Below are 24,111 nucleotides of genomic sequence, written 5' to 3' on the forward strand. Positions count from 1 at the left end.
TCCCCCTGGCCCTTGGCAAGGGAGTTCACTACGATGTTTGTCATCAAATTGACACATAACAGACGATCACAGAAAGAGCCTCCATGCAGAAATTTCTCGCGGGTACTGCGCTGGCCCTGGCGGCCTCCGGCGCCATGGCGCAGGGCCAGGTCAACATCATCTGCTCCGTGCAGGCCGAGTGGTGCAACCTGATGTCCACCGTGTACGCCAAGACCACGGGCACCAAGGTCAACATGACGGCCAAGGGCTCGGGCGAGGCCCTGGCCCAGCTCAATGCCGAGAAGGCCAACCCCAAGACCGACATCTGGTTCGGCGGCACGGGCGACCCGCACCTGCAGGCGGCCGAGCAGGGCCTGACGCTCGAGTACAAGTCGCAGCAACTCACGCAGCTGTACCCCTGGGCACAGAAGCAGGCGGCCGACTCCAAATACCGCACGGTGGGCGTTTACCTGGGCCCGCTGGGCTTTGGCTACAACAAGGAGTTGCTGGCCAAGCGCAAGCTCAACCCGCCCCAGTCCTGGGCCGACCTGCTCAAGCCCGAGTTCAAGGGCGAGGTGCAGATGGCCAACCCCGCCTCCAGCGGCACCGCCTACACCATGATTGCCACGCTGGTGCAGATCATGGGCGAGGAGAAGGCCTTCGACTACCTCAAGGCACTGCACCCCAACATCAGTGCCTACACCCGCTCCGGCACGGCGCCGGTCAAGGCGGCGGCGCGCGGTGAGACCACGGTGTCCGTCAGCTTCGTGCACGATGTGACCACCGAGGCCGTGAACGGCTTCCCCGTGGGCTCGGTCACGCCCTCCGAAGGCACGGGCGCCGAAGTGGGCTCCATGAGCATCGTCAAGAACGGCCCCAATACCGAGGCGGCCAAGAAGTTCTATGAATGGGCGCTCACGCCCGGAGGCCAGCAGTTCGGCCTGGCGGCCAAACAGTTCCAGTTGCCCAGCAACACGCTGGTACCCAAGGATCCGCGCATGACGGACCCCTTGAAGATCAAGCTCATCAACTACGACTATGCCAAGTACGGCGCCAGCACCGAGCGCCGCCGACTGATCGCCCGCTGGGAAAAAGACGTCCAGAACGCCGGGCGCTGATGTCGGCGCACGCTTTGCAGGCACCGCCGGCCGGCAGGCCCGCAGTCAACCAGCCTTTGTGGGTGTGGCTGGCCCTCGGCCTCGCGGGCTATGTGGCGCTGCCCTGGTATGCCCAGCAGGACGCCAATGGCCTCACCGTGCTGGGCCAGGTCTTCAGCCAGGCGCAGACGGGCAGCGGCCTCATGCAGGCCGCTGCCTTCGGGCGGCCCTGGCTCTGGCTGGCGCTGCTGGGGTTGGTGATCGCCGGCTTCGGCGCATTGCTGCCCGCCGGGCGCAGGCAGGGCGGTTTCCTGGTGCTGGGTGGCGGCCTGGGCCTCGTGTCCCTGCTGGTCAGCGGCTTTGCCATCGGCGCACGCGGCTGGGCTTTCGATGGGCTCAATGCCAGCTTTGGCGAACTCACCATGCGCCAGCCCGGCGTGGGCTGGGGCGGCTTCGTGGTCCTCACGGCCCTGCTGGTGCTGGCAGCGTTCGGCGTGGCGCGGCGCGGCTACTTCAAGGGCGACCTGTTCGTGGCTGCGGCTGTGCTCGGCATGGGCAGCCTGCTGGCGCTGTTCATCGTGTTTCCGGTGCTCAAGGCGCTCAGTGGCGCCTTCTTCCTCGAAGACGGCCCGTTCTCGCTGGCCGTGCTGTGGGAGCGCGTGGCGCACGAGCGCAACTTTGGCCTCGCGTGCCTGGCCGGCGGGCAGCGCTGCGGCGTGGCCTGGAACACGCTGTTCCTGGGCCTCATGACGGCGGCCAGCACCACGCTGCTCGGTACCTTCATGGCGCTGATGGCCGAGCGCGCCTCGCGCCGCTATGCACGGCCACTGAACATCGTGGCGCTGCTGCCCATCATCACGCCGCCCTTCGTCGTGGGCCTGGGGCTGATCCTGCTGTTCGGCCGCGCGGGCGTGTTCAACCAGTTCCTCGAATACGCCTTCGGCATCACGCCTTCGCGCTGGTTCTATGGCTGGCTCGGCGTGTGGGTGGCGCAGACCTTCGCCTTCACCCCCATCGCCTTCATGATCATGCGCGGCGTGGTGCAGGGCGTGGCGCCCAGCCTCGAAGAGGCGGCGCAGACCCTGCGCGCCAGCCCGCACCAGACCTTCATGACGGTGACCTTGCCGCTGCTCAAGCCCGGGCTGGCCAACGCCTTCCTGGTGGGCTTCATCGAGAGCATGGCCGATTTCGGTAACCCCATCGTCGTGGGCGGGCAGTTCTCGGTGCTGTCCACCGAGATCTTCTTTGCCATCGTCGGGGCGCAGTACGACCAGGGGCGTGCGGCCTCGCTGGCGTGGATCCTCACGCTGTTCGCGCTGGCGGTGTTCGCCATCCAGCGCGCGCTGCTCGGACGGCAAAACTTCACCACCGTCTCGGGCAAGGGCGATGCAGGCATTGCCATGCCGCTGCCCACCGGCGTGCGCCGCGTGGTGCATTCGGTGGCGCTGCCGTGGATGGCCTTCACCCTCGTCGTCTACCTGTTCGCGCTAGCGGGCGGCTTCGTGCAGACCTGGGGCCGCGACTACACCGTCACGCTGAACCACTTCCGCACTGCGTTCAACGTGGAGTGGGGCGAGTTCGGTGTGGTCTGGGCCGGCACGGCCTGGAACTCGTTCTTCACCACCATCAAGCTGGCCGCGCTGTCGGCGCCGCTCACTGCCACGCTGGGTATCGGCATCGCCTGGCTGCTGGCGCGCACGGAGTTCCGGGGGCAGGGGCTGTTCGAGTTCTCGGCGCTGCTGGCCTTTGCCATCCCCGGCACCGTGCTGGGCGTGAGCTACATCCTGGCCTTCAACGTGCCGCCATTCGAGCTCACGGGCACGGCGCTGATCATCGTGCTGTGCTTCATGTTCCGCAACCTGCCGGTGGGGGTGCGCGCCGGCACGGCGGCATTCAAGCAGCTCGACCGCTCGCTCGACGAAGCCTCGCTGATGCTGCGCGCCGGCAGCGTGGAGACGCTGCGCCATGTGGTGCTGCCGCTGCTCAAGCCGGCCCTGGTGGCCGCGCTGGTCTACAGCTTCGTGCGCGCCATCACCACTGTGAGCGCGGTGATCTTCCTGGTCACGGCCGAGAACGAGCTGGCCACCACATACATCATCGGCCGCGTGGGCAACGGCGACTATGGCGTGGCCCTGGCCTATTGCACGGTGCTCATCGTGCTGATGTCGCTGGCCATTGCCCTCATCCAGTGGCTGGTGGGCGAGCGCAAGTTGGGCCGGCGCTCCGGCGCGGCCGCCATGCCCGCCCCCCACTGAACCCATGCTGAATGCGGAGAGAAACGACACCATGAACAACAGCGGCGCGGGCATCGTGTTTCGCGACATCACCAAGCGCTACGGGACCGACGCATCTGCGCCCCTGGCGGTCAAGGGCATCAGCTTCGAGGTGCCGCGCGGCACGCTCACCACCATCCTGGGGCCCTCGGGCTGCGGCAAGACCACCACCCTGCGCATGATCGCGGGGCTGGAGTCGCCGACCTCGGGCGAGATCTTCATCGGCGGCAAGGACGTCACCACCCTGGGCCCGGCCCAGCGCAACGTGAGCATGATGTTCCAGAGCTACGCGCTGTTCCCGCACATGAGTGTGGTGGAGAACGTCTCCTACGGCCTGCGCATGTCCGGGCTGGCCAAGGACGTGGCGCGTACCAGGGCCGTGGAGGCGCTGCGCGGCGTGGGCCTGGTGGGGTACGACGACCGCCTGCCCAGCGAACTCTCGGGCGGCCAGCAGCAGCGCGTCGCCCTGGCGCGCGCCCTGGTGCTGGAGCCCGAGGTGCTGCTGTTCGACGAGCCGCTGTCCAACCTCGATGCCCGGCTGCGCCGCGAGATGCGCGAGGAGATCCGTGCGCTGCAGCAGCGCCTGTCGCTCACAGTGGCCTATGTCACGCACGACCAGGCCGAGGCCATGGCGGTGAGCGACCAGATCATCGTCATGGACCAGGGCCTGATCGCGCAGGCAGGCACGCCCCAGGCCCTGTACGAGACCCCACGCACCGAGTTCGTCGCGGGCTTCATGGGCGAGGCCATGCTGTTCCCGGGAATCGCCCTGGCCGATGGCACGGTACAGCTTGGCCCGCTGGCGCTTCGCCCGCGCACCGCGGCCGCGCCGGGCCCGGTGAAGGTGGCGGTGCGGCCCGAGGCCTGGAGCATCCAGCGCCAGGGGATGGGCCTGCTGCCGGCCACGCTGCGCAAGCGCGCCTACCTGGGGGCGGTGCACGAGTACACCTTCGACACCGCGCTCGGCAGCATCTTCGTCGCCTCGGCAGACCTCGACGACGTGCTGGCCGTGGGCGACCAGGTGCAACTGGGCCTGGGCGTGCATGGCGTATCGGTGGTTGAAAGTACAGGTGCCTGACACTGCGATGCGGAATAATGGGGGCATGAACCAACTCGACGCCCTCAAACAGTTCACCACCGTGGTTGCCGACACCGGCGACTTCAAGCAACTGGCCCAGTTCCAGCCGCAGGATGCGACGACCAACCCGTCGCTGATCCTCAAGGCCGTGCAAAAGCCCGAGTACGCGCCACTGCTCACCGACACGGTGAACCAGTTCCGTGGCCGCCCGATGGACGAGATCATCGACCGCCTGATCGTGCGCTTTGGCCGCGAGATCCTGGCCACCATCCCCGGCCGCGTCTCCACCGAAGTGGATGCACGCCTGAGCTTCGACACGCAGGCCACCATCACCCGCGGCGAGCGCATCATCGAGCTGTATCAGGCCGAGGGCATCCACATCGACCGCGTGCTGATCAAGGTCGCCGCCACCTGGGAAGGCATCCAGGCCGCTGAGAAGCTCGAGCAGCGCGGCATCCACACCAACCTGACCTTGCTGTTCTCGTTCTGCCAGGCCGTGGCCTGCGGCCAGGCCAAGGTGCAGCTGATCTCGCCCTTCGTGGGCCGCATCTACGACTGGTACAAGAAGCAGGCCGGCGCCCAGTGGGACGAAGCCGCGCGTTCGGGCGCCAACGACCCCGGCGTGCAGTCCGTCGCGCAGATCTACCACCACTACAAGCACTTTGGCATCGCCACCGAAGTCATGGGCGCGAGCTTTCGCAACACGGGCCAGATCACCGCGCTGGCCGGCTGCGACCTGCTCACCATCGCCCCCGACCTGCTGGCCCAGTTGGCGGCCAGCGATGCGCCGCTGGCGTCCGCACTCGATGCCGCAGCCGCCAAGGCGATGGACCTGCCGGCGGTGAACTACGACGAGGCGGGTTTCCGCTACGCGCTCAACGAAGACGCCATGGCCACCGAGAAGCTGGCAGAAGGCATTCGCGGGTTTGCCGTGGATGCGATCAAGCTCGAGAAGCTGATCCTGTCGGCATAAGCAGGTACATCCCCCTGAGGCGCTGACGCGCCTTCACCCCTTCTCTCGAATCGCTGTGCGATTCGGGAAGGGGGACACCACTAGCGCGGCGGGGCGGCCCTTGCGCAGTGGTTCTGGCCTGGGCCGCGCCAGTTGCGTCGTGCGGGCAGACTGCGCAGTCCGCGAAAACCCGGAGTCACTATTCAGGTTCGAGGCGCCGCCGCGCTGAGCGGCACCTTCAGGCCCACGCGCAGGCCATGCGGCAGCACCGGGTCGACGAAGGTCTGGCCGGCGTGCTGCAGCGCGATCTCCTCCACGATGGACAGGCCCAGGCCACAGCCGCCGGGTTTGTCCGATCCGCGCCAGAAGCGCGCGAACATGTCGCGCAGGTGGGCAGGCTCCATGCCGGGTCCGTCATCCTCTACCGCCAGGGTGGCCATGCCCGCACCCGCAATGTCCACCCGCACCGTCACGGTGGCGCCGTGGCCTGCGTAGTGCAGGGCGTTGTCGATGAGGTTGTTCAGGGCCTCGCGCAGCAGCAGCGGGTGGCCTTGCACGGCCAGTTGTTCCTCGCCCTCGTAGCCCAGGTCCACGCCGCTGGCCACGGCGCGTGCGGCCCAGTCGCGGGCCACCTCGCGTGCCAGGGCTGGCAGGTCCAGCGTCTGCATGGCCACACTGCTTTCCGAACGCGCCAACTGCAGCAGCTGGTGCACCAGGTGGGCACTGCGCCTGGCGGCCGACAGCACCTTGTGCAGCCGCTCCTGGACGGCCGGCTCGCGGCTCTCGTGCAGCGCCAGCTCGGTCTGGCCGATCAGGCCGGCCAGGGGCGTGCGCAACTGGTGGGCCGCATCGTTGAGAAAACGCTTTTCCTTTTGCTGGCCGCGCGCCACGGTCTCCAGCAGGCCGTTGATGGTGCTGGCCAGCGAATGCACTTCCTGCGGGGCCGAGGTGAGCTCGATGGGCGGCAGCGGGTCGGCCGTGTTGTGCTTGCGTGCGCCGGCCTTCTCGATCTGCGCTTCCAGGCGCTTCAGGGGCTGCAGGCCGCGCAGCACACCGGCATACACCACGGCACTCAGTGCCAGGCCCATCAGGCCCATGGGCAGCAGCATCTGCGCGAGCAGTTCCTGTGCGATGCGCTCGCGCACCGTGAGGCTTTGCGCCACCTGCACGCGCAGGCGCTGGCGCGTCTGTGGCGTGCCGTAGTCCACGTCGAGCAGCGCCACGCGCACCGGGCGGTCATCTACATGCGCCTGGTACAGAAAGGGTTCGCCCACGTCCACGCTCACCGGCGGGGGCGGGGGCAACTGGGCATTGCCCAGCAGGAAGCGACCGGGCGGCGAAGACACCATGTAGGTGAGGCGGTCGGCCGGGTCCTGCTCCAGGATGTCCTGCGCTGCCTTCGGGAAATCGACCAGCAGGCCGTCGCCGATGGGCTTGATCTGCCGCGCCAGTGCGCGCACCGACTGGGTCAACGTCTGGTCGATCCCTTTCTCGCCGTTCTGCAGCGCGATGCGCCAGGCCAGAAAACCGCCCGAGAGCCACAGCACGAGCTGCGGCAGCAGCAGCCACAGCAGCAGCTTGCGTTGCAGGGAGACGCCGGGAATCGGGCGCATCATGGTCATCCGGGGGTGGGCACGAGCGCGGCGGTCGCGTTCATTCCGCAGGCTTGGCCAGCATGTAGCCCAGCCCGCGGATGTTGCGGATCACCAGGTTCGATGCATCGAGTTTTCTGCGCAGTCGGTGCACATACACCTCCAGCGCATTCGAGTTGAGCGGGGCTGCTGCGGCCTGCCCGGGCTCGGGCGGGCCCGCGCGCCAGGCGGCGAGCACATCGTCGCGCGTGACCACTTCGCCGCAGCGGTTCACCAGCAGCTCCAAAAGCTCCCATTCGCGCTGCGTGAGCTCCAGCGGCTCGCCGCCGAGCACCGCGCTGCGGTTGCCATGGTCGATCTGCAGGCTGCCGATGGCCGTGCTGGGGCCCCCGGAGGCGCTGCTGGCCTGTGTGAATGCGGGCTGCCGCGCGCGGCGCAGCATGGCCTGCAGGCGGGCCTGCAGCTCCTGCATGTTGAAGGGCTTGGTGATGTAGTCGTCGGCCCCGGCGTTCAGGCCGTGGATGCGGTCGTCGATGCCGTCGCGTGCGGTCAGAATCAGCACCGGCAGGCCGGCAATGTGGGTGCGCGCCCAGGTCAGCAGCTCCATGCCGTCCGCACCGCCCGGCAGACCCAGGTCGAGGATGATGCCGTCCACCGCCTGGCCCTGCAGCAAGGTGGTGGCCTCGGCCACACTGGAGGCGGTGTACACGCTGAACTCCAGTTGCTGGAGCTGGCCCGTCAGTGCGTCCAGCAGCAGTGCATCGTCTTCGACTATCAGGATGGTGGGCATGGATAGAGGATAACAAAGGGCATTGCGGCGAGCCTGTCGCAGGAGCGCACAGCAGGGAAAGCACCGAGACGCAGGAAAACAGGGTGGTAATTCGATAACAGCCAAATTCCATTGGCACGTAACCCACACACTCGGGAAAGCCCTGATATGTTCATTAATTATTGTAATTAAAGTACCGACTGCGCTGAACGCCACCGGTAAGCCGGCGCACAAAACGGATTCACACAAACGAGGAGACAAGGGTATGTGGAAGTTGACACAAGTCGCCGCCGTCGCGGCGGTTCTGGCGGCAGCGGCGTCCGCCGGTGCAGGGGAAGTGGAGGTCCTGCACTACTGGACTTCGGGCGGAGAAGCCAAGTCGGTGGCCGAACTCAAGAAGATCATGCAGGGCAAGGGCCACACCTGGCGTGACTTCGCCGTGGCCGGCGGCGGTGGCGACAGCGCCATGACCGTGCTCAAGAGCCGCGTGATCTCGGGCAACCCGCCGTCCGCAGCCCAGACCAAGGGCCCGGCGATCCAGGAATGGGCGTCCGAAGGCGTGCTGGCCAACATGGACGCACTGGCCAAGGCCGAGAAGTGGGACGACCTGCTGCCCAAGGTGGTCGCCGACATCATGAAGTACAAGGGCGCCTATGTGGCCGCCCCGGTCAACGTGCACCGCGTCAACTGGATGTGGGGCAGCTCCGAGGCCCTGAAGAAGGCCGGCGTTGCCGCCATGCCCAAGACCTGGGACGAGTTCTTTGCCGCAGCCGACAAGCTCAAGGCCGCAGGCCTGGTGCCCGTGGCCCACGGTGGCCAGAACTGGCAGGACTTCACCACCTTCGAATCCGTGGTGCTCGGCGTCGGTGGTCCCAAGTTCTACCAGGACGCGCTGGTCAAGCTCGATGACAAGGCCCTCAACAGCGACACCATGAAGAAGTCGCTCGAGACCTTGCGCCGCATCAAGTCGTACACCGACCCGGGCGCTCCCGGCCGCGACTGGAACCTGGCCACGGCCATGCTGATCCAGGGCAAGGCGGGCTTTCAGCTGATGGGCGACTGGGCCAAGGGCGAGTTCCTGGCGGCCAACAAGGTGCCGGGCAAGGACTTCATGTGCGCCGCAGCACCGGGCACGACCACGTCGTACACCTTCAACGTGGACTCGTTCATCCTGTTCAAGCTCAAGGATGCTTCCGCCCAGAAGGCGCAAAGCGACCTGGCCAGCTCCATCATGAGCCCCGAGTTCCAGGAGGTGTTCAACCTCAACAAGGGCTCCATCCCGGTGCGCGCCGGCCAGAAGATGGACAAATTCGACGACTGCGCCAAGGCCTCCGCCAAGGACTTCGCCGACACCGCCAAGAGCGGCAGTCTGCTGCCCAGCGTGGCCCACGGCATGGCGATTGCGCCCGCCACGGAAGGCGCCATCAAGGACGCCGTCAGCCAGTTCTGGAATGACGACAAGGTGAGCGTCGCCGACGCCATGAAGAAGATCGCGACCGCCGCGAAAACCAAGTAAACCACCACTGAGGGATCCCATCATGATGAAAAGAAACCGCCTCACGGCGGTGGCTTTGGCCGCCGCATGCGCGATGAGTAGTGCCATGGCAATGGATGTTGCCGGCTTCGAGTTCAACGGTTACTCCCGGGGTGGCCCGGTGTTCAACCACTCCGACGGCGTCAAGGGCAACCTGGCCCTGGGCGGCGAGCTGCAGAAGTACCGCCTGGGCAACGAAGGCGACAACGGCATCGAAGTCAATTTCGCCCGCAGCTTCGAGGCTGGCGGCATCAAGTGGAAGCTGAACTACATGCCCGCCAAGTGGGGCAGTGGCGACATCAGCACCGAGCAGGCCTACGTGGAAATGAGCGGCTTCTCGTTCTCTCCCGAAGCCAAGTTCTGGGTCGGCCAGCGCCGTCTGCGTATCCAGGACGTGCACATCGTCGACTACTTCCTGCTGAACTACGGCGACAACGTCGGTGCCGGCATGACCGACATGCCGATTGGCGGCATGAAGCTCGGCGTGGGCCTGTTCAGTGGCGACAAATTCGATGGCAACCTGCCCAACGACGTCAAGGCCCAGCGCCTGAATGTCGACTTGTCCGAGATCAACACCAACCCGAACGGCAAGCTGCGCGTGCTGCTGACCGCGGTGGGCGGCAAGAACCAGGTCAACGGCGGTTCGGGCTCGGGCATCTCCTTCATGCACACGCAAAAGGAATTCCTGCTGCCCAGTATCAGCAACACGTTGTACCTGCAGGGTTCGCGGGGCCATGCCCGCATCGATGGCGAGTTCGAGGCCATCGACGGCACCCGTGCCGGCCGGCGCTCCACGCGCATCGCCGACTCCATCAACTGGCAAAGTGGTCCCTTCGGTGGTCAGGCTCTGATTGGCTACCAGACCAACAAGACCGACCTGACGAATGTGGAGACCAAGGACTTCTCGCTGGGCGGACGCGGCTCGTACGCCATCACGCAGAACTTCAAGGCCCTGGCCGAAGTGTCGACCACCACGCGCAAGGGGACCGGTCCCGACCAGCGCCTGAGCAAGGTGACGCTGGCTGGCGCTCTGGCCATGAACGAGGACTTCTGGTCGCGCCCCGAGCTGCGTCTGTACGTGACCAAGGCCAACTGGAACCAGGCCGCCGCCGTGGCGAATGCCGCGACCTTCGGCGCCAACGGCAAGACCTCGCGCACTCTGGTGGGTGTGCAGTATGAGATCTGGTGGTAAGGAGGGAGTGAGTGTGAAAGCGAGTTAAGTCAGAGGTGACTTTGTTCTTGGGGGGCACTCCCTGTGTGCCCCCCTTTTTTCCTTGTTGTTTTTCCTGTTGACGTGATGATGGACTGCGTGGCCGTCGCCCATGTCCCAGCCAGCGTATGCACCCGATTCCTCTTTTGCAATGACGACCAAGAACTCCTTTGAATTCTGGCTGCCCAAGCTGGTCGTGGCACCGGCCTTCGTGCTGGGTTTTGCCTTCATCTACGGCCTGATGGTGTGGAACGGGGTGCTGAGCCTTTCCGCATCGCGCATGCTGCCCAACTACGAATGGGCGGGCCTGGCGCAGTATGAAAAGCTCTGGGAGATGGACCGCTGGTGGGTCGCCCTCAAGAACCTGGGCATCTTCGGCGTCGGCTACGTGGGTGGCTCCCTTGCCATCGGCGTATTGCTGGCCGTGCTGCTGGACCAGAAGATACGCGCCGAAGGCGCGCTGCGCACCATCTACCTGTACCCCATGGCACTGTCGTTCGTGGTCACGGGCACGGCATGGAAGTGGCTGCTCAACCCGGGACTGGGCATCGAAAAAATGGTGCGCGACTGGGGTTTTCCCAATTTTGAGTTCGGCTGGCTGGTGGACACCGAGATGGCCATCTACTGCGTGGTGATCGCCGGTATCTGGCAGAGCGCGGGCTTTGCGATGGCGCTGTTTCTGGCCGGCCTGCGCGGCATCGACGACAGCATCATCAAGGCCGCCCAGGTCGATGGCGCCTCGCTGCCGCGCATCTACTGGCGCATCGTGCTGCCGGCGCTGCGCCCGGTGTTCTTTTCCACGCTGATGGTGCTGTCGCACCTGGCGATCAAGAGCTTCGATCTGGTGATGGCGCTCACGGCCGGCGGGCCCGGCTATGCCACCGACGTGCCCGCCACCTTCATGTACACCATGTCGTTCTCGCGCGGCCAGATCGGCTTGGGCGCGGCCAGCGCCACCATGATGCTGGCCACCGTGGCTGCCCTGGTCATCCCCTACCTGTACAGCGAATTGCGCAGCAAACCCCATGACCGCTAAGCCCTCCTTTTTTCCTTCCATGGGCCGCCTGCTGGTCTATGCGGTGCTGGCCCTGGCCACCGCCTTCTTTCTGCTGCCGCTGTACGCGATGCTGGTCACCTCGTTCAAGGATGCCGAGGAGATCCGCAGCAGCTCGCTGCTGGCGCTGCCCGCTGCGCTCAACCTGTCTTCCTGGAGCACGGCGTGGTCCAGCGCCTGCACGGGGGTCGATTGCAACGGCCTGCGCCCCTTCTTCTGGAACTCGGTGGCCATGGCTGTGCCGGCCGTGATGGTCTCCACCGTCTGGGGTGCGCTCAATGGCTATGTGCTCAGCCTGTGGAAGTTCCGCGGCAGCGATGCGCTGTTCGGCATGCTGTTGTTCGGCGTGTTCATGCCCTTCCAGGTGGTGCTGCTGCCCATGAGCCAGGTGTTGGGCTGGCTCGGGCTGTCGAGCTCCATCACGGGCCTGGTGATGGTGCACTGCCTGGCGGGCCTGGCCGGCACCACGCTGTTCTTTCGCAACTACTACGCGGCGATACCGAAGGAGCTGGTGAACGCGGCGCGCATGGATGGCGCGAGCTTCTTCCAGATCTTCTGGCGCATCGTGCTGCCGCTGTCCACGCCTATCATCATGGTCACGCTGATCTGGCAGTTCACCAACATCTGGAACGACTTCCTGTTCGGTGTGGTCTTCTCGGGCACCGACTCCAAGCCCGTGACGGTGGGCCTGAACAACCTGGCCAACACCAGCTCCAGCGTGAAGGCCTACAACGTGGACATGGCGGCCGCCATCATCGCGGGCCTGCCGACCATGGTGATCTACGTTCTCGCAGGCAAGTTTTTTGTGCGCGGCCTGACGGCTGGCGCGGTCAAAGGTTAGAGGTAAGAAATCATGGCGTCTTCATTGGACATAGTGGGCATCAACAAGCGCTTCGGCAAGGGTGACAAGAGCGTGGAGGTGCTGCGCAAGATCGACATTCACGTGGCACCGGGCGAGTTCCTGATCCTGGTGGGGCCCTCGGGCTGCGGCAAATCGACCCTGCTGAACATCATCGCGGGGCTCGATGAGCCGACCGAGGGCGAGATCCGCATCGCCGACAAGAACGTGGTGGGCATGCCCCCGCGCGACCGTGACATCGCCATGGTGTTCCAGAGCTATGCGCTGTACCCCACGCTGAGCGTGGCGGACAACATCGGCTTTGCGCTGGAGATGCGCAAGATGCCCAAGCCCGAGCGCAAGAAGCGCATCGACGAGGTAGCCGCCATGCTGCAGATCACCCATCTGCTGGACCGCCGGCCCAGCCAGCTGTCAGGCGGGCAGCGCCAGCGCGTGGCCATGGGCCGGGCCCTGGCGCGCCAGCCGCAGCTGTTTTTGTTTGACGAGCCGCTGTCCAACCTTGACGCCAAGCTGCGCGTGGAGATGCGTGCCGAGATCAAGCGCCTGCACCAGGCCAGCGGCATCACCAGCGTCTACGTGACGCACGACCAGGTCGAGGCCATGACGCTGGGCTCGCGCATTGCCGTGATGAAGGGCGGGGTGGTGCAGCAACTGGGCACGCCCGACGAGATCTACAACCACCCGGCCAACACCTATGTGGCGACCTTCATCGGTTCGCCCACCATGAACCTGCTGCGCGGTACGCAGGCGGCCGGTCACTTCGCCATCCAGGGCGTGTCGCTGGACCTGGCGGCCCCTCTGGCCGCCCCCGAGGTGCTGCTGGGCGTGCGCCCCGAGCACCTGGTGATGCAGGACAGCTCGCCCTGGCGTGGCGAGGTCAGTGTGGTCGAGCCCACCGGCCCCGACACCTACGTGATGGTGGACACCGCCGCCGGCAGCATGACGCTGCGCACCGACGCGCAGACGCGCGTGAAGCCCGGCGACCGCGTGGGCCTGGCCGTGGCGCCAGCGCACGCGCACTGGTTCGACACCGGTACCGAGCAGCGCATTGCCTGATCCCGCAAGGCGGCAACCCCCGCCTGCCTTCGGCCTCGCTGTATGGGGGCTTTGACCCGGCTGCTGTGGGCGTTCTGGGTTAAAAACCTGTTTGCGTCGGCTCTGCCGTTTTCAGCCATCCACTTTCGGGTGAGCGGTCCGCTGCCTTGTGGTGGACGCTGCCCCATCGACCATGCCCGCAACACGCCTTCTCGCCGACATCGGCGGCACCAACATCCGCCTGGCCTGGCAGGCCCCGGGCGACGACACGCTGCACGACACGCGCGTGCTGCAGTGCGCCCAGTACCCCACGGTGGATGCAGCCATCCGCACCTACCTGGCCGAGGTGGGCATTGCCGCGCCGCAGGAGGCGGCCTTCGGCATTGCCAACCCCGTGACGGGTGACGCCATCCGCATGACCAACCACAGCTGGAGCTTTTCGCAGAAGGCGGTGCGCGAGGCCTTTGGTTTTGCGCGGCTGGTGGTCATCAACGACTTCACTGCGCTGGCCCTGGCGCTGCCCCTGCTCACGCCCGACCTGCTGCGCCAGGTGGGCGGCGGCCAGGCCGTGCCGGGTGAGGCCATCGGCCTCGTGGGGGCGGGTACCGGCCTCGGTGTCTCGGGTCTGGTCTTCCCTCCCCACTCGCCGGCCGGCGTGCCGCTGTCGGGCGAGGGCGGGCACGTTACGCTGGCGGCCGACACGCAGCACGAGTTCGACGTGCTGCGCGTGCTGCACGAGCGCTATGGCCATGTGTCGGCCGAGCGCGCCGTCTCGGGCGCGGGCCTGGTGGACCTGTACCACGCGGTGTGCACCGTGGCGCACGCCGGTGGCACCGAGGTCAGCTCGGCCGCGCAGGTGACCGAGATGGCCCTGCAGGCCAAGGACCCGCTGGCACTGCAGGCGCTGGACCTGTTCTGCGGCTTTCTGGGCAGTGTGGCCGGCAACCTGGCGCTCACGCTGGGCGCGCGCGGCGGGGTGTACATCGGCGGCGGCATGGTGCCGCGCCTGGGCGAGTGGTTCGACCAGTCTTCCTTTCGCCAGCGCTTTGAAGCCAAGGGCCGTTTTGCGCCATACCTGGCGTCGATTCCGTGCTGGATCATCGACCCGAGTGCCACCCCGGCGCTCTACGGTGCCTCGCGCGCGCTCGACATCGCGGGCGTCTGAGCCGTGGCGAGCCTGCCACCGCTGGCGCTTGCGGGCGTGCACCATGTGGCCCTCATCGGCTCGGACTACACACGCTCCAGGCGCTTCTATACCGAGGTGCTGGGCCTGGCTGTGGTGAACGAGACGTACCGCGCCGAGCGCCAGTCGTACAAGCTCGACCTCGCGCTGCCCGATGGCACACAGATCGAGCTGTTCTCGTTTCCCGAGGCGCCGCCGCGCCCCTCCTACCCCGAGGCCTGCGGGCTGAGGCACCTCGCGCTGCGGGTGAGCGACCTCGACGCCAGCCTGCAGGCCCTGGCCGCCCATGGTGTCGCTGCCGAGCCCGTGCGCATGGATCCTTTCACGGGTTGCCCCTTCACGTTTATTGCAGACCCCGATGGCCTGCCCATCGAACTAGTCGGCCCACGGCCAGCGTAGTCAGGCGCCGCTCCAACGCCATGCCGCACAGGGAAACCTGGGCGGCATTTTTCTTGGGGCGTGTGCCGGGCGTCTTTCGCAGCATTGTTTTCAAAACTGGAACAGTCAGTTCGCGACTGGGTGGTTTTTCTTTGATCACCTGCGGCGTACAGTTCAACCCATCGATGAGCCGAACCCGCAAGGCGACTCACCGAACCCGGTTCAGAGTGTTTTTGCTCCGGTTTTTTGAGTCACTTTTTTCTTCCAAGGATTTCATCATGAACACGACCGCACGCTTCCTCTCCATCGCCGCTGTTGCCGCTTTCGCTTCTTTCGGTGCCCAAGCCGACGAAGCCGATGCTTCGCAATTCGCCACCAAGTTCGAAACCAACCGCACCCGCGCCGAAGTGGCCGCTGAAGCCGCTACCGTGGCACAGACCCGCAGCATCGAGCCCGCTGGTTCGCGTGTGGTGACCTACAAGTCCACCGCCGACCGCGCTGCCGTGCGTGCCCAGGCTGCCGATGCCGTGCGCACCGGCCAGATCTCCTCCGGCGAAGTCGGCACCCTGTAAGCGGCGCCCCGGACTGAACCGAACCGCCCCCCTGCCCTAACTAATCAAAGAATCGAGATCACCATGAACAAGACCGCACGTTTCCTCTCCCTGGCCGCTGTTGCCGCTTTCGTTTCCTTCGGTGCCCACGCTGACGAAGCCGACAGCTCGCAGTTCGCCCTGAAGTTCGACACGAACCGCACCCGTGCCGAAGTGGCTGCTGAAGCCGCTACCGTGGCACAGACCCGCAGCACCGAACCCGCTGGTTCGCGCGTCGTGACCTACAAGTCGACGGCTGACCGTGCTGCCGTGCGTGCCGCTGCTGCCGAAGCTGTTCGCACCGGCCAGATCCCTTCGGGCGAAATCAGCGCCATGTAAAGAATGCGGGCCTTCCCATGGTGGTGGTATCTCACGGTCGTGGGTGCCGCCACCATGTGGAAGTGTTTCCCCTCAATGCCGCAACCCGGCATGAATGACAAAAGGCTCCAACGGGAGCCTTTTTCGTTGTGGGGCAGCGCGAAGAGCGTCAGACCTCCTCACTCCAGCAGTAGCCGTCGCGCGCGATCATCGCGCTGGCGGCGCTCGGGCCCCAGCTGCCGGCCGTGTAGGGCCGTGGGCCCAGTGCATCGTTGCGCCAGTGCTGCAGGATGGGTTCTACCCAGCGCCAGGCTTCCTCCTGCTCGTCGCTGCGCACGAAGAGGTTCAGGCGGCCGGCGATCACGTCGAGCAGCAGGCGTTCGTAGGCGCCCACGCGCTCTGTGCCGAAGCGCTGGTCGAAGTCGAGGTTCAGGTACACCTGCGACAGGGCTGGTTCGGTCTGGTGCTGGGCGGCACCTTGGGCCAGCAGGTGCAGCTCCAGCCCGTCCTTGGGCTGCAGGTTGATCACCAGGCGGTTGGCTGCGCCGGCCGAGGTGCGGAAAATCGGGTGCGGCACGGGCCGGAAGTTGACGACGATGTGCGCGTCGCGCCCCGCCAGCCGCTTGCCGGTGCGGATGTAGAAGGGCACACCGGCCCAGCGCCAGTTGGAGATCTCGGTGCGCAGCGCGACAAAGGTCTCGGTGGTGCTGCCGGCGGCCACGCCTTTTTCCTGCAGGTAGCCGGGCACGCTGGCACCGTGCGTCTTGCCGGCCACGTACTGGCCGCGGATCACGTGCTGGCCGATGGTTTCCACGCTCCAGGGCTTGAGCGACTGCAGTACCTTGAGCTTCTCGTCGCGGATGGCATTGGCGCTGGCGTTGATGGGCGGCTCCATGCCGATCGCGCACAAGAGCTGCAGGGCGTGGTTCTGCACCATGTCGCGCAGGGCGCCGGTCTGGTCGTAGAAGGCGCCGCGCGTCTCCACGCCCAGTTCCTCGGCAATGGTGATCTGGATGTTGGCGATGGTCTCGCGCCGCCACAGGGGCTCGAACAGCGCGTTGCCAAAGCGCATGGCGAACAGGTTCTGCACCGAGGGCTTGCCCAGGTAGTGGTCGATGCGAAAGACCTGCTCTTCCTTGAGCACGCGGCGCAGCGTGTCGTTGATGGCCTGGTTGGAGCGCAGGTCGTGGCCCAGGGGCTTTTCGAGCACCACGCGGGTGGTCGGGCCGTTCAGGCCCACGGCGGCGATCTGCTCGCAGACATTGGTGAACAGGCTCGGCGCCGTGGCCACGTACATCACCACCGACTCGGCATTGCGCTCGTGCAGCATGTCCGCCAGGCGGGCATAGTCCTGGGTTTGCGACAGGTCCATGCGCAGGTAGTGCAGCAGGGCGCCGAAGCGTGCGAATTCGTCGGGCGTGGGGCGCTTGGCCAGGTCCACGCCATCGAAGCGCGACTGGATCAGGCTGCGGTATTGTTCATGGCTGAGCTCGTCACGGGCCACTGCGATGATGCGGCCCCCTTCGGGCAGCGTTCCGTGGCGGAACGCCTGGAACAGCGCCGGCATGAGCTTGCGCCAGGCCAGGTCGCCCGTTCCGCCAAACAGGACAAGGTCAAAACTCATGGGGTCTCCGTATTCAGTGCATTGGTCGTCGTGCGTTGCTCTCGAAATTGTAATCACGTTACATCGATTTGTGTAGGACTGCAGAGCAACTGGCGTTCCAAGCTGTGTCTGCAACAAAAAAGTACCAGCCTGTTTTGGTAATCAAGTTACTATTTCGCCGTTTTCCATTTTTCTGTCCAGGTAGCTCTCCCATGCCCCTCCGTTGTGACCAGACTTCCCAGTGGCCCGCGCTGCAGGCCTTGTTCCAGGCGCAAGGGCGCGCGCTGGACCTCCGGCAGGCTTTCGCCGAAGATGGAGAGCGCTTTGCGCACTTCAGCCAGTCCGCTCCCGAGGTGTTCGCCGACCTCTCCAAGAACCTGTGGGACCGGCCCACCGAAGCCCTGTTGCTGGCCATGGCCGAGGCCTGTGGCCTTGCTGCACAGCGCGATGCCATGTTCGCGGGTCAGCCCATCAACCACACCGAGGGCCGCGCCGTGTTGCACACGCTGCTGCGCCGCCCCCGGGGCCTGGCGCTGCCCGGTGACGGCGCCGATATCGCACAAAAGCTGGCCGAGGTGCATGGCACGCAGGGCGCCATGCTGCAATACGCCGAGCAGGTGCGCGGCGATGCCGCCATCACCGACGTGGTGAACATCGGCATCGGCGGCTCGGACCTGGGGCCGCACATGGCGGTGCTCGCGCTCGATGCGTTTCGCGCTGCGGGCAAGCGCCTGCATTTCGTCTCCAACGTCGATGGTCACGAGCTGCATGGCGTGCTCCAGGGGCTCAAGGCGGAGAGCACGCTGTTCCTGATCGCCTCCAAGACCTTCACCACCGCCGAGACCATGGCCAATGCGCGCTCCGCGCTGGCCTGGTTCGGCGCAGAGGGCGGCAGCGACGTGGCACGCCACTTTGCGGCGCTGACCACCAACGTGGAAGCGGCAGGTGCCCTGGGCATCACCACCACCTTCGGCTTCTGGGACTGGGTGGGCGGGCGCTACTCGCTGTGGTCGGCCATCGGCCTGCCCATCGCCATCGCCATCGGTGCGGCGGGTTTTCGCGAGTTGCTGGCTGGCGCGCATGCCATGGACGAGCATTTCCGCACCGCGCCGCTGGCCGCCAACCTGCCGGTGCGCCTGGGCCTGCTCGATGTCTGGTACCGCAACTTCCACGGCTTCACCAGCCGCTGCATCGCGCCCTACCATGCCGCGCTGGGCCGGCTGCCGGCCTATCTGCAGCAGCTCGAGATGGAGAGCAATGGCAAGCGCGTGGGCGCCGACGGGCAGGAGCTGCCCTATGCCACCTCGCCCGTGCTCTGGGGCGAGCCCGGCACCAACGGCCAGCACGCCTTCTTCCAGATGCTGCACCAGGGCACGGACGTGCTGCCGCTGGAGATCGTTGCCGTGCGCCAGGCTGCGCACCCGCTGCCGGGCCACCAGGACAAGCTGCTCGCAAACGCCCTGGCCCAGGCCCAGGCGCTGATGGTGGGCAAGGCCAGCCTTGACGACGGTCATCGCCACTTTCCGGGCAACCGGCCCAGCACCTTCCTGTTGCTCGAATCGCTGACCCCGGCATCGTTGGGTGCGCTGATCGCGCTGCAGGAGCACCGTGTGTTCGTGAGCGGTAGCCTGTGGGGCATCAACAGCTTCGACCAGTGGGGAGTGGAGCTGGGCAAGGTGCTGGCGCGCGACCTGGAGGCGCGCCTGGCATCGGGCGATGCCGGGGGACTCGATGGCTCCACGGCGGGATTGCTGGCGCGCCTGCGCGGGTGAGCCACCGCGCAGCGGCACACGACTGGATAACAAGGCGCCTTGAGGTGCCGGTGCCGCAGATGCGGCCCATGAAGGAGACAAACACATGACCGCACCGCAGCCACCCGATTTCCGCTCGCCCGCATTCCTGCACGCGCACATCCGCCAGACCATGGCGTTCTACGAGCCCGTGGCCACCGATGCGGGGGGCGGCATGTACCACTTCTTCCTCGACGACGGCACCGTCTATGACGAGCGCACGCGCCACCTGGTGAGCGCCACGCGCTTCGTGGTCACGCATGCCATGCTGTTCAAGACCACCGGCGAGGCGCGCTACCGCCAGGGCGTGGAGCATGCGCTGCAGTTCCTGCGCACGGCCTTCCTTGACCCGGCCACTGGCGGCTACGCCTGGCTGATCGACTGGCATGGCGGCCACGCCACCTTGCTCGACGCCACGCGCCACTGTTACGGCATGGCCTTCGTGATGCTGGCGTATGCCCGTGCGCACGAAGCCGGCGTGCCCGAGGCGCGGCAGTGGCTGGCCGAGGCCTTTGATACCGCCGAGCAGCATTTCTGGCAGCCGGCAGAGGGCCTGTATGCCGACGAGGCCGCGCGCGACTGGGCACTGTCGGACTACCGCGGCCAGAACGCCAACATGCACGCCTGCGAGGCCATGATCTCGGCCTTCCGCGCCACGGGCGAGCGACGCTACATCGAGCGTGCCGAGCAGCTCGCGCAGGGCATCTGCCAGCGCCAGGCAGCACTGTCGGGCGGCTGGGTGTGGGAGCATTTCCGTGCCGACTGGTCGGTGGACTGGGACTACAACCGCCACGACCGCAGCAACATCTTCCGCCCCTGGGGCTACCAGATCGGGCATCAGACCGAATGGGCCAAGCTGCTGCTGCAGCTCGATGCGCTGGCGCCCGCGCCCTGGCACCTGCCGTGTGCCCGCTTCCTGTTCGACGCAGCGATGGACAAGGGCTGGGACACCGCCCATGGCGGCATCGTCTACGGCATGGCGCCCGACGGCAGCATCTGCGACGACGGCAGGTACCACTGGGTGCAGGCCGAGAGCATGGCCGCCGCAGCCGTGCTGGCCGTGCACACCGGAGAGCCGCGCTACTGGGATTGGTACGAGCGCATCTGGGCCTACTGCTGGCAGCACTTCGTGGACCACGAGCACGGTGCCTGGTTCCGCATCCTCGACGGGCGCAACCTCAACCACACGCGCGAGAAGAGCAATGCCGGCAAGGTCGATTACCACAACATGGGCGCCTGCTACGACGTGCTGCTGGCGCTGGGCGCGCAGCGCGCACCCTGAGCACGGGTCTTACATCGCCGCGCTGGCCTGGAAGAAGTTCACGGGCAGGCCCGGCACTTCGACGGGCAGGCTGAACAGCGAGCCCGCCGGAATGGCCGCATCCAGTTCCGCTTGCGGCCGGCCGGCGCGCGCCGAGGTGATGTACAGCGTGCGCAGGTCGTCGCCGCCAAAGCAGACCATGGTGGGGCATGGCACTGGCATGGCAACGCGCTGCAGCACCTGGCCTGCGGGAGAGAGCTGCAGCACGCAGGCACCCTCGTACATGGCCACCCAGTAGTTGCCCTGCACGTCCACGGCCGCGCCATCGGGGCGGCCGCCATAGGGCTCGCCCGCCACCTTGGGCGGGAAGGTCGCCCACGGCGCACGGCTTTCGATGCTGCCGGTGGCGGCATCGAACGCAAAGCGGTCGATGCGGTGCTCGGGTGTGTTGGACCAGTAGAGCCAGCGGTCGTCCGGGCTGAAGGCCAGGCCGTTGGCGGTGAAGTTCTCGCCCGCCATCTTCTGCACCCGAAAGCCGCCGGGTGCCGCCTCCAGCCGCCACAGTGCCGCGTCGGGCGCCGTGCGCGGGCTGATCACCGACCCAGCCCAGAACCGGCCCGCCGAATCGCAGCGGCCATCGTTCAGGCGCAGCACGCGGGTGTCATGTACGTCGGGGGGTAGCAGCGCCAGGCAGGCAAGGGCGCTGCTGGTGGTGTCAAGCAGGTAGAAACCATCCCGTAACCCGATTACTAGTTTCTTGCCTGCCACAGGGGCGCAGCAACCTGGTTCGGAGGGCATGTCCCAGGTGCACAGTTGCCCGCTGGCCGGCGCCCAGGCGTTCACCCGCTTTCCTTGGATGTCACACCAGTAAAGGGATGTTTCATGGGGATGCCAGAACGGCGATTCGCCCAGTTCCGAGGGCGGCAAAGGCAGGGTCTGCAGGGACATTGGCTTGATCCGGGGTGGTTATCGAGTTACATTCTAGAGGCTCCCGTTGGAGCTGTAATCTCTTTTTCCCCACTATCCAAGTCCACCCCCGATGGAGCATCCCATGCATTCAGTCGTAGCGCGCGTGACGGCCCGCATCATCGAGCGCAGCAAGGAGACCCGCGCCGCCTACCTGGCCACGGTCGACGCCATGATTCAGCGCAAGCCGCCGCAGGACCGCATGGGCTGCGCCAACCTGGCCCATGCCTACGCGGCGCTGCCGGGCTCCGAAAAATTCAAGGTCACGGTCGAGAAGGCGCCCAACGTCGGCATCGTCACGGCCTACAACGACATGCTGTCGGCCCACCAGCCCTACCAGAGCTACCCGGCGCTGTTGCGCGACGAGGCCGCGCGCCACGGCGCCATGGCCCAGGTGGCCGGCGGTGTGCCTGCCATGTGCGACGGCGTGACGCAGGGCACGCCCGGCATGGAGCTGTCGCTGTTCTCCCGGGACGCCATTGCCATGGCCACTGCGGTAGCGCTGTCCCACGACGTGTTTGACGGCGTGCTGCTGCTCGGCGTGTGCGACAAGATCGTGCCGGGCCTGTTGATCGGCGCGCTGCACTACGGGCACCTGCCCTGTGTGTTCGTGCCCGCCGGCCCCATGGGCTCGGGCCTGCCCAACAAGGACAAGGCCAAGGTGCGTGAGCTCTACGCGCAGGGCCTGGTCGGCCGCGACGAGCTGCTCAAGGCCGAATCGGCCGCGTACCACAGCCCCGGCACCTGCACCTTCTACGGCACGGCCAACAGCAACCAGATGCTGCTCGAGGCCATGGGCCTGCACGTGCCCGATGCGGCGTTCGCCCCGCCAGGGACTGGTGAGCGCGAGGAATTCACGCGCCAGGCCATGCGCACCGTGCTCGACATCGGCAAGCGCGGCAAGCGCTTCACGCCCATCGCGCATGTGGTGGACGAGCGCTGCATCGTCAACGCCATGGCCGCGCTGCTGGCCACGGGCGGCTCCACCAACCACCTGATCCACTGGGTGGCGATCGCGCGCAGCGCCGGCATCCTGATCGACTGGACCGATTTCGACGACCTGTCCTCCGTGGTGCCGCTGCTGGCCCGCGTCTACCCCAATGGCGATGCCGACGTGAACCAGTTCCAGGCCGCAGGCGGCCCGCCCTGGATCCTGCGCGAGCTGCTTGCCAACGGCCTCATGCACCCCGACGTGGTGAGCGTGAACGAGGGCGGCATCGCGGCCGGTGGTGCGCCGGCGCCCGCCACTTCGGGCGACCTGGCCGTGCTGCGCCCGGTGGTCGAGCCGTTCTCGCCGACGGGCGGCCTGCGCCTGCTGCAGGGGCGCCTGGGCCGTGCCGTGATCAAGGTTTCGGCCGTGCCGGAAGACCGCCACATCATCGAGGCGCCTGCGCGCGTGTTCGACTCGCAGGAGGAGTTGCTCGCGGCCTTCGCTGCGGGCGAAGTGCAGCAGGACATGGTGGCCGTGGTGCGTTTCCAGGGCCCGCGCGCCAATGGCATGCCCGAGCTGCACAAGCTCACGCCGCCATTGGCCGTGCTGCAGAACCAGGGCTTCAAGGTGGCGCTGGTGACCGATGGCCGCATGAGCGGTGCCTCGGGCAAGGTCCCGGCCGCCATCCACGTGACGCCCGAGGCGCTGGGCGGCGGCCCGCTGGCCAAGGTGCGCGACGGCGATCTGCTGCGCGTGGACGCCGTGGCGGGTACGCTCGACGTGCTGGTGGACGATGCCGAATGGGTCGCGCGCACCCCTGACGAATGCAAGGCGCCTGCGGCCACCGGCTTCGGGCGTGAACTGTTTTCCAACTTTCGCCGCCATGCGGGCGGCGCTGAACAAGGAGCCTGTACATGGCTGTGAATGCCCCCACCCCCGCCCTGAACCCCCTCGATATTGCCAGCTACGGCCCGGTGATCCCGGTCATCGTGATTGATCGTGTCGAAGATGCGATTCCGCTGGCCGAGGCCTTGCTCGCCGGTGGCGTCAAGGTGCTCGAGGTCACGCTGCGCACGCCCGCAGGCCTGCCCGCCATCGAGGCGATTGCTCGCCAGCTGCCCGAGGCCGTGGTGGGCGTGGGCACCGTGCTCAATGCCGAGGATGCGCGCCGCGCGAGCGAGGCCGGTGCCCGTTTTGCCGTGAGCCCGGGCTACACCTCGGCAGTCGGCTCGGCCTGCAAGGGTTTGAACCTGCCCCTGCTGCCGGGCGTGGCCACCTCCAGCGAGATCATGCAGGCGCTGGCCGATGGCTTCCAGTTCCTCAAGCTCTTCCCGGCCGAGGCCGTGGGCGGCATCCCGCTGCTCAAATCCTGGGCCAGCCCGTTCGGCCAGGTAAGTTTTTGCCCCACCGGTGGCATCACCAATGCCACGGCGCCGAATTACCTGGCGCTGCCCAATGTGCGCTGCGTGGGCGGCTCGTGGCTCACGCCGGCCGACGCCGTGCGCTCGGGCGACTGGGCGCGCATCACGCAGCTGGCGCAGGCCACGCAGGCGCTGCGGCAAGCCAGCTGAAGCAAGCCGGTTTCGATCGCTGCCCGAGGCGTGCTTGGGGGAGGTCATCCTTGCCGCTTATCATGGAGCGGGGGCATTCGCTCCGCAA

At 66.7% G+C, this 24,111-nt stretch carries 21 protein-coding genes; 17 read left to right on the plus strand and 4 right to left on the minus strand.

Translation table 11 applies throughout. The features are described 5' to 3' along the window. Positions 1–83: 83 nt before the first annotated feature. The 4 genes from ACSQ3Y_RS06610 to tal are packed head-to-tail and all read left to right on the plus strand — an operon-like array spanning position 84 to position 5,400. Positions 84–1,097, plus strand: coding sequence for an ABC transporter substrate-binding protein (locus tag ACSQ3Y_RS06610; protein WP_436176794.1), 1,014 nt, complete (start codon positions 84–86; stop codon positions 1,095–1,097). Next, positions 1,097–3,331: an ABC transporter permease gene (locus ACSQ3Y_RS06615; RefSeq protein ID WP_436176795.1), complete on the plus strand. Its 2,235-nt coding sequence runs from the start codon at positions 1,097–1,099 to the stop codon at positions 3,329–3,331. Before ACSQ3Y_RS06610 ends, ACSQ3Y_RS06615 begins: the two co-directional genes overlap by 1 nt. 31 nt (positions 3,332–3,362) lie before the next feature. Continuing rightward, positions 3,363–4,427 carry an ABC transporter ATP-binding protein gene (locus ACSQ3Y_RS06620; RefSeq protein ID WP_436176796.1) on the plus strand — a complete coding sequence of 355 codons (1,065 nt, stop codon included), beginning with the start codon at positions 3,363–3,365 and terminating at the stop codon, positions 4,425–4,427. Positions 4,428–4,452: 25 nt separating this feature from the next. Beyond that, positions 4,453–5,400: a transaldolase gene (gene tal / locus ACSQ3Y_RS06625; protein WP_436176797.1), complete on the plus strand. Its 948-nt coding sequence runs from the start codon at positions 4,453–4,455 to the stop codon at positions 5,398–5,400. 182 nt (positions 5,401–5,582) lie between these two features. Here tal and ACSQ3Y_RS06630 read toward each other — a convergent pair whose 3' ends face one another. After that, the gene (locus ACSQ3Y_RS06630; protein ID WP_057266559.1) at positions 5,583–6,992 is read right to left on the minus strand and encodes a sensor histidine kinase; all 1,410 of its coding nucleotides are present in this window, start codon (positions 6,990–6,992) and stop codon (positions 5,583–5,585) included. A gap of 40 nt (positions 6,993–7,032) precedes the next feature. Further along, positions 7,033–7,761, minus strand: a complete 729-nt coding sequence (locus tag ACSQ3Y_RS06635; RefSeq protein ID WP_057200196.1) for a response regulator transcription factor — start codon at positions 7,759–7,761, stop codon at positions 7,033–7,035. Positions 7,762–8,005: 244 nt separating this feature from the next. On the opposite strand from ACSQ3Y_RS06635, the gene ACSQ3Y_RS06640 reads away from it, so the two are divergent. The 9 genes from ACSQ3Y_RS06640 (at position 8,006) to ACSQ3Y_RS06680 (ending at position 15,922) form a co-directional block, all read left to right on the plus strand. After that, positions 8,006–9,256, plus strand: coding sequence for an ABC transporter substrate-binding protein (locus ACSQ3Y_RS06640; RefSeq protein ID WP_436176798.1), 1,251 nt, complete (start codon positions 8,006–8,008; stop codon positions 9,254–9,256). A 91-nt stretch (positions 9,257–9,347) separates the two neighbouring features. Continuing rightward, a complete protein-coding gene (locus ACSQ3Y_RS06645) occupies positions 9,348–10,466 on the plus strand; it encodes a carbohydrate porin (protein WP_057266204.1) in 1,119 nt (372 codons plus the stop codon). Positions 10,467–10,635: 169 nt separating this feature from the next. Next, positions 10,636–11,520, plus strand: a complete 885-nt coding sequence (locus ACSQ3Y_RS06650; protein WP_436176799.1) for a carbohydrate ABC transporter permease — start codon at positions 10,636–10,638, stop codon at positions 11,518–11,520. Then, entirely contained in the window at positions 11,510–12,379 is an 870-nt protein-coding gene (locus tag ACSQ3Y_RS06655; RefSeq protein ID WP_057266200.1) for a carbohydrate ABC transporter permease, read from the plus strand. Before ACSQ3Y_RS06650 ends, ACSQ3Y_RS06655 begins: the two co-directional genes overlap by 11 nt. 12 nt (positions 12,380–12,391) lie before the next feature. Further along, positions 12,392–13,453, plus strand: a complete 1,062-nt coding sequence (locus ACSQ3Y_RS06660) for an ABC transporter ATP-binding protein (protein WP_057266197.1) — start codon at positions 12,392–12,394, stop codon at positions 13,451–13,453. Positions 13,454–13,625: 172 nt separating this feature from the next. After that, positions 13,626–14,597, plus strand: a complete 972-nt coding sequence (gene glk, locus ACSQ3Y_RS06665) for a glucokinase (protein ID WP_436176800.1) — start codon at positions 13,626–13,628, stop codon at positions 14,595–14,597. Between the two features lie 3 nt (positions 14,598–14,600). After that, positions 14,601–15,014 (plus strand): SMU1112c/YaeR family gloxylase I-like metalloprotein, encoded by a 414-nt coding sequence (gene gloA2, locus ACSQ3Y_RS06670; RefSeq protein ID WP_436176801.1) that lies wholly within the window; start codon positions 14,601–14,603, stop codon positions 15,012–15,014. A 257-nt stretch (positions 15,015–15,271) separates the two neighbouring features. Then, on the plus strand, positions 15,272–15,565 hold the full coding sequence (locus ACSQ3Y_RS06675) for a DUF4148 domain-containing protein (protein ID WP_436176802.1): 294 nt from the start codon (positions 15,272–15,274) through the stop codon (positions 15,563–15,565). Positions 15,566–15,628: 63 nt separating this feature from the next. Continuing rightward, positions 15,629–15,922, plus strand: coding sequence for a DUF4148 domain-containing protein (locus tag ACSQ3Y_RS06680; RefSeq protein ID WP_436176803.1), 294 nt, complete (start codon positions 15,629–15,631; stop codon positions 15,920–15,922). Positions 15,923–16,070: 148 nt separating this feature from the next. Here ACSQ3Y_RS06680 and zwf read toward each other — a convergent pair whose 3' ends face one another. Beyond that, the gene (zwf, locus tag ACSQ3Y_RS06685) at positions 16,071–17,525 is read right to left on the minus strand and encodes a glucose-6-phosphate dehydrogenase (RefSeq protein ID WP_057200203.1); all 1,455 of its coding nucleotides are present in this window, start codon (positions 17,523–17,525) and stop codon (positions 16,071–16,073) included. A gap of 191 nt (positions 17,526–17,716) precedes the next feature. Here zwf and pgi point away from each other — a divergent pair, with 191 nt between their 5' ends. After that, entirely contained in the window at positions 17,717–19,276 is a 1,560-nt protein-coding gene (gene pgi, locus ACSQ3Y_RS06690; protein ID WP_436176804.1) for a glucose-6-phosphate isomerase, read from the plus strand. An 85-nt stretch (positions 19,277–19,361) separates the two neighbouring features. After that, positions 19,362–20,576: an AGE family epimerase/isomerase gene (locus ACSQ3Y_RS06695; protein ID WP_057200205.1), complete on the plus strand. Its 1,215-nt coding sequence runs from the start codon at positions 19,362–19,364 to the stop codon at positions 20,574–20,576. Between the two features lie 9 nt (positions 20,577–20,585). Here ACSQ3Y_RS06695 and ACSQ3Y_RS06700 read toward each other — a convergent pair whose 3' ends face one another. Further along, positions 20,586–21,503: an SMP-30/gluconolactonase/LRE family protein gene (locus ACSQ3Y_RS06700; protein ID WP_436176805.1), complete on the minus strand. Its 918-nt coding sequence runs from the start codon at positions 21,501–21,503 to the stop codon at positions 20,586–20,588. A gap of 103 nt (positions 21,504–21,606) precedes the next feature. On the opposite strand from ACSQ3Y_RS06700, the gene edd reads away from it, so the two are divergent. Continuing rightward, positions 21,607–23,376 carry a phosphogluconate dehydratase gene (gene edd, locus ACSQ3Y_RS06705; RefSeq protein ID WP_436176806.1) on the plus strand — a complete coding sequence of 590 codons (1,770 nt, stop codon included), beginning with the start codon at positions 21,607–21,609 and terminating at the stop codon, positions 23,374–23,376. After that, positions 23,367–24,023, plus strand: coding sequence for a bifunctional 4-hydroxy-2-oxoglutarate aldolase/2-dehydro-3-deoxy-phosphogluconate aldolase (eda, locus tag ACSQ3Y_RS06710; protein WP_436176807.1), 657 nt, complete (start codon positions 23,367–23,369; stop codon positions 24,021–24,023). Before edd ends, eda begins: the two co-directional genes overlap by 10 nt. Positions 24,024–24,111 lie beyond the last annotated feature (88 nt).

The sequence above is a fragment of the Acidovorax sp. LjRoot66 genome, assembly GCF_964253305.1.
In the GTDB taxonomy this organism is placed as follows: domain Bacteria; phylum Pseudomonadota; class Gammaproteobacteria; order Burkholderiales; family Burkholderiaceae_C; genus Acidovorax.

Bases quoted from the DNA above. Each gene is read 5' to 3' on its own strand.
- ACSQ3Y_RS06615 (WP_436176795.1), top strand. From the start codon at position 1,097: ATGTCGGCGCACGCTTTGCAGGCACCGCCGGCCGGCAGGCCCGCAGTC.
- tal (WP_436176797.1), top strand. From the start codon at position 4,453: ATGAACCAACTCGACGCCCTCAAACAGTTCACCACCGTGGTTGCCGAC.
- ACSQ3Y_RS06675 (WP_436176802.1), top strand. From the start codon at position 15,272: ATGAACACGACCGCACGCTTCCTCTCCATCGCCGCTGTTGCCGCTTTC.
- ACSQ3Y_RS06610 (WP_436176794.1), top strand. From the start codon at position 84: ATGCAGAAATTTCTCGCGGGTACTGCGCTGGCCCTGGCGGCCTCCGGC.
- ACSQ3Y_RS06630 (WP_057266559.1), bottom strand. From the start codon at position 6,992: ATGCGCCCGATTCCCGGCGTCTCCCTGCAACGCAAGCTGCTGCTGTGG.
- ACSQ3Y_RS06680 (WP_436176803.1), top strand. From the start codon at position 15,629: ATGAACAAGACCGCACGTTTCCTCTCCCTGGCCGCTGTTGCCGCTTTC.
- eda (WP_436176807.1), top strand. From the start codon at position 23,367: ATGGCTGTGAATGCCCCCACCCCCGCCCTGAACCCCCTCGATATTGCC.
- ACSQ3Y_RS06640 (WP_436176798.1), top strand. From the start codon at position 8,006: ATGTGGAAGTTGACACAAGTCGCCGCCGTCGCGGCGGTTCTGGCGGCA.
- edd (WP_436176806.1), top strand. From the start codon at position 21,607: ATGCATTCAGTCGTAGCGCGCGTGACGGCCCGCATCATCGAGCGCAGC.
- ACSQ3Y_RS06620 (WP_436176796.1), top strand. From the start codon at position 3,363: ATGAACAACAGCGGCGCGGGCATCGTGTTTCGCGACATCACCAAGCGC.
- ACSQ3Y_RS06695 (WP_057200205.1), top strand. From the start codon at position 19,362: ATGACCGCACCGCAGCCACCCGATTTCCGCTCGCCCGCATTCCTGCAC.
- zwf (WP_057200203.1), bottom strand. From the start codon at position 17,525: ATGAGTTTTGACCTTGTCCTGTTTGGCGGAACGGGCGACCTGGCCTGG.
- ACSQ3Y_RS06700 (WP_436176805.1), bottom strand. From the start codon at position 21,503: ATGTCCCTGCAGACCCTGCCTTTGCCGCCCTCGGAACTGGGCGAATCG.
- ACSQ3Y_RS06655 (WP_057266200.1), top strand. From the start codon at position 11,510: ATGACCGCTAAGCCCTCCTTTTTTCCTTCCATGGGCCGCCTGCTGGTC.
- ACSQ3Y_RS06645 (WP_057266204.1), top strand. From the start codon at position 9,348: ATGGATGTTGCCGGCTTCGAGTTCAACGGTTACTCCCGGGGTGGCCCG.
- pgi (WP_436176804.1), top strand. From the start codon at position 17,717: ATGCCCCTCCGTTGTGACCAGACTTCCCAGTGGCCCGCGCTGCAGGCC.
- ACSQ3Y_RS06635 (WP_057200196.1), bottom strand. From the start codon at position 7,761: ATGCCCACCATCCTGATAGTCGAAGACGATGCACTGCTGCTGGACGCA.
- ACSQ3Y_RS06650 (WP_436176799.1), top strand. From the start codon at position 10,636: ATGACGACCAAGAACTCCTTTGAATTCTGGCTGCCCAAGCTGGTCGTG.
- glk (WP_436176800.1), top strand. From the start codon at position 13,626: ATGCCCGCAACACGCCTTCTCGCCGACATCGGCGGCACCAACATCCGC.
- ACSQ3Y_RS06660 (WP_057266197.1), top strand. From the start codon at position 12,392: ATGGCGTCTTCATTGGACATAGTGGGCATCAACAAGCGCTTCGGCAAG.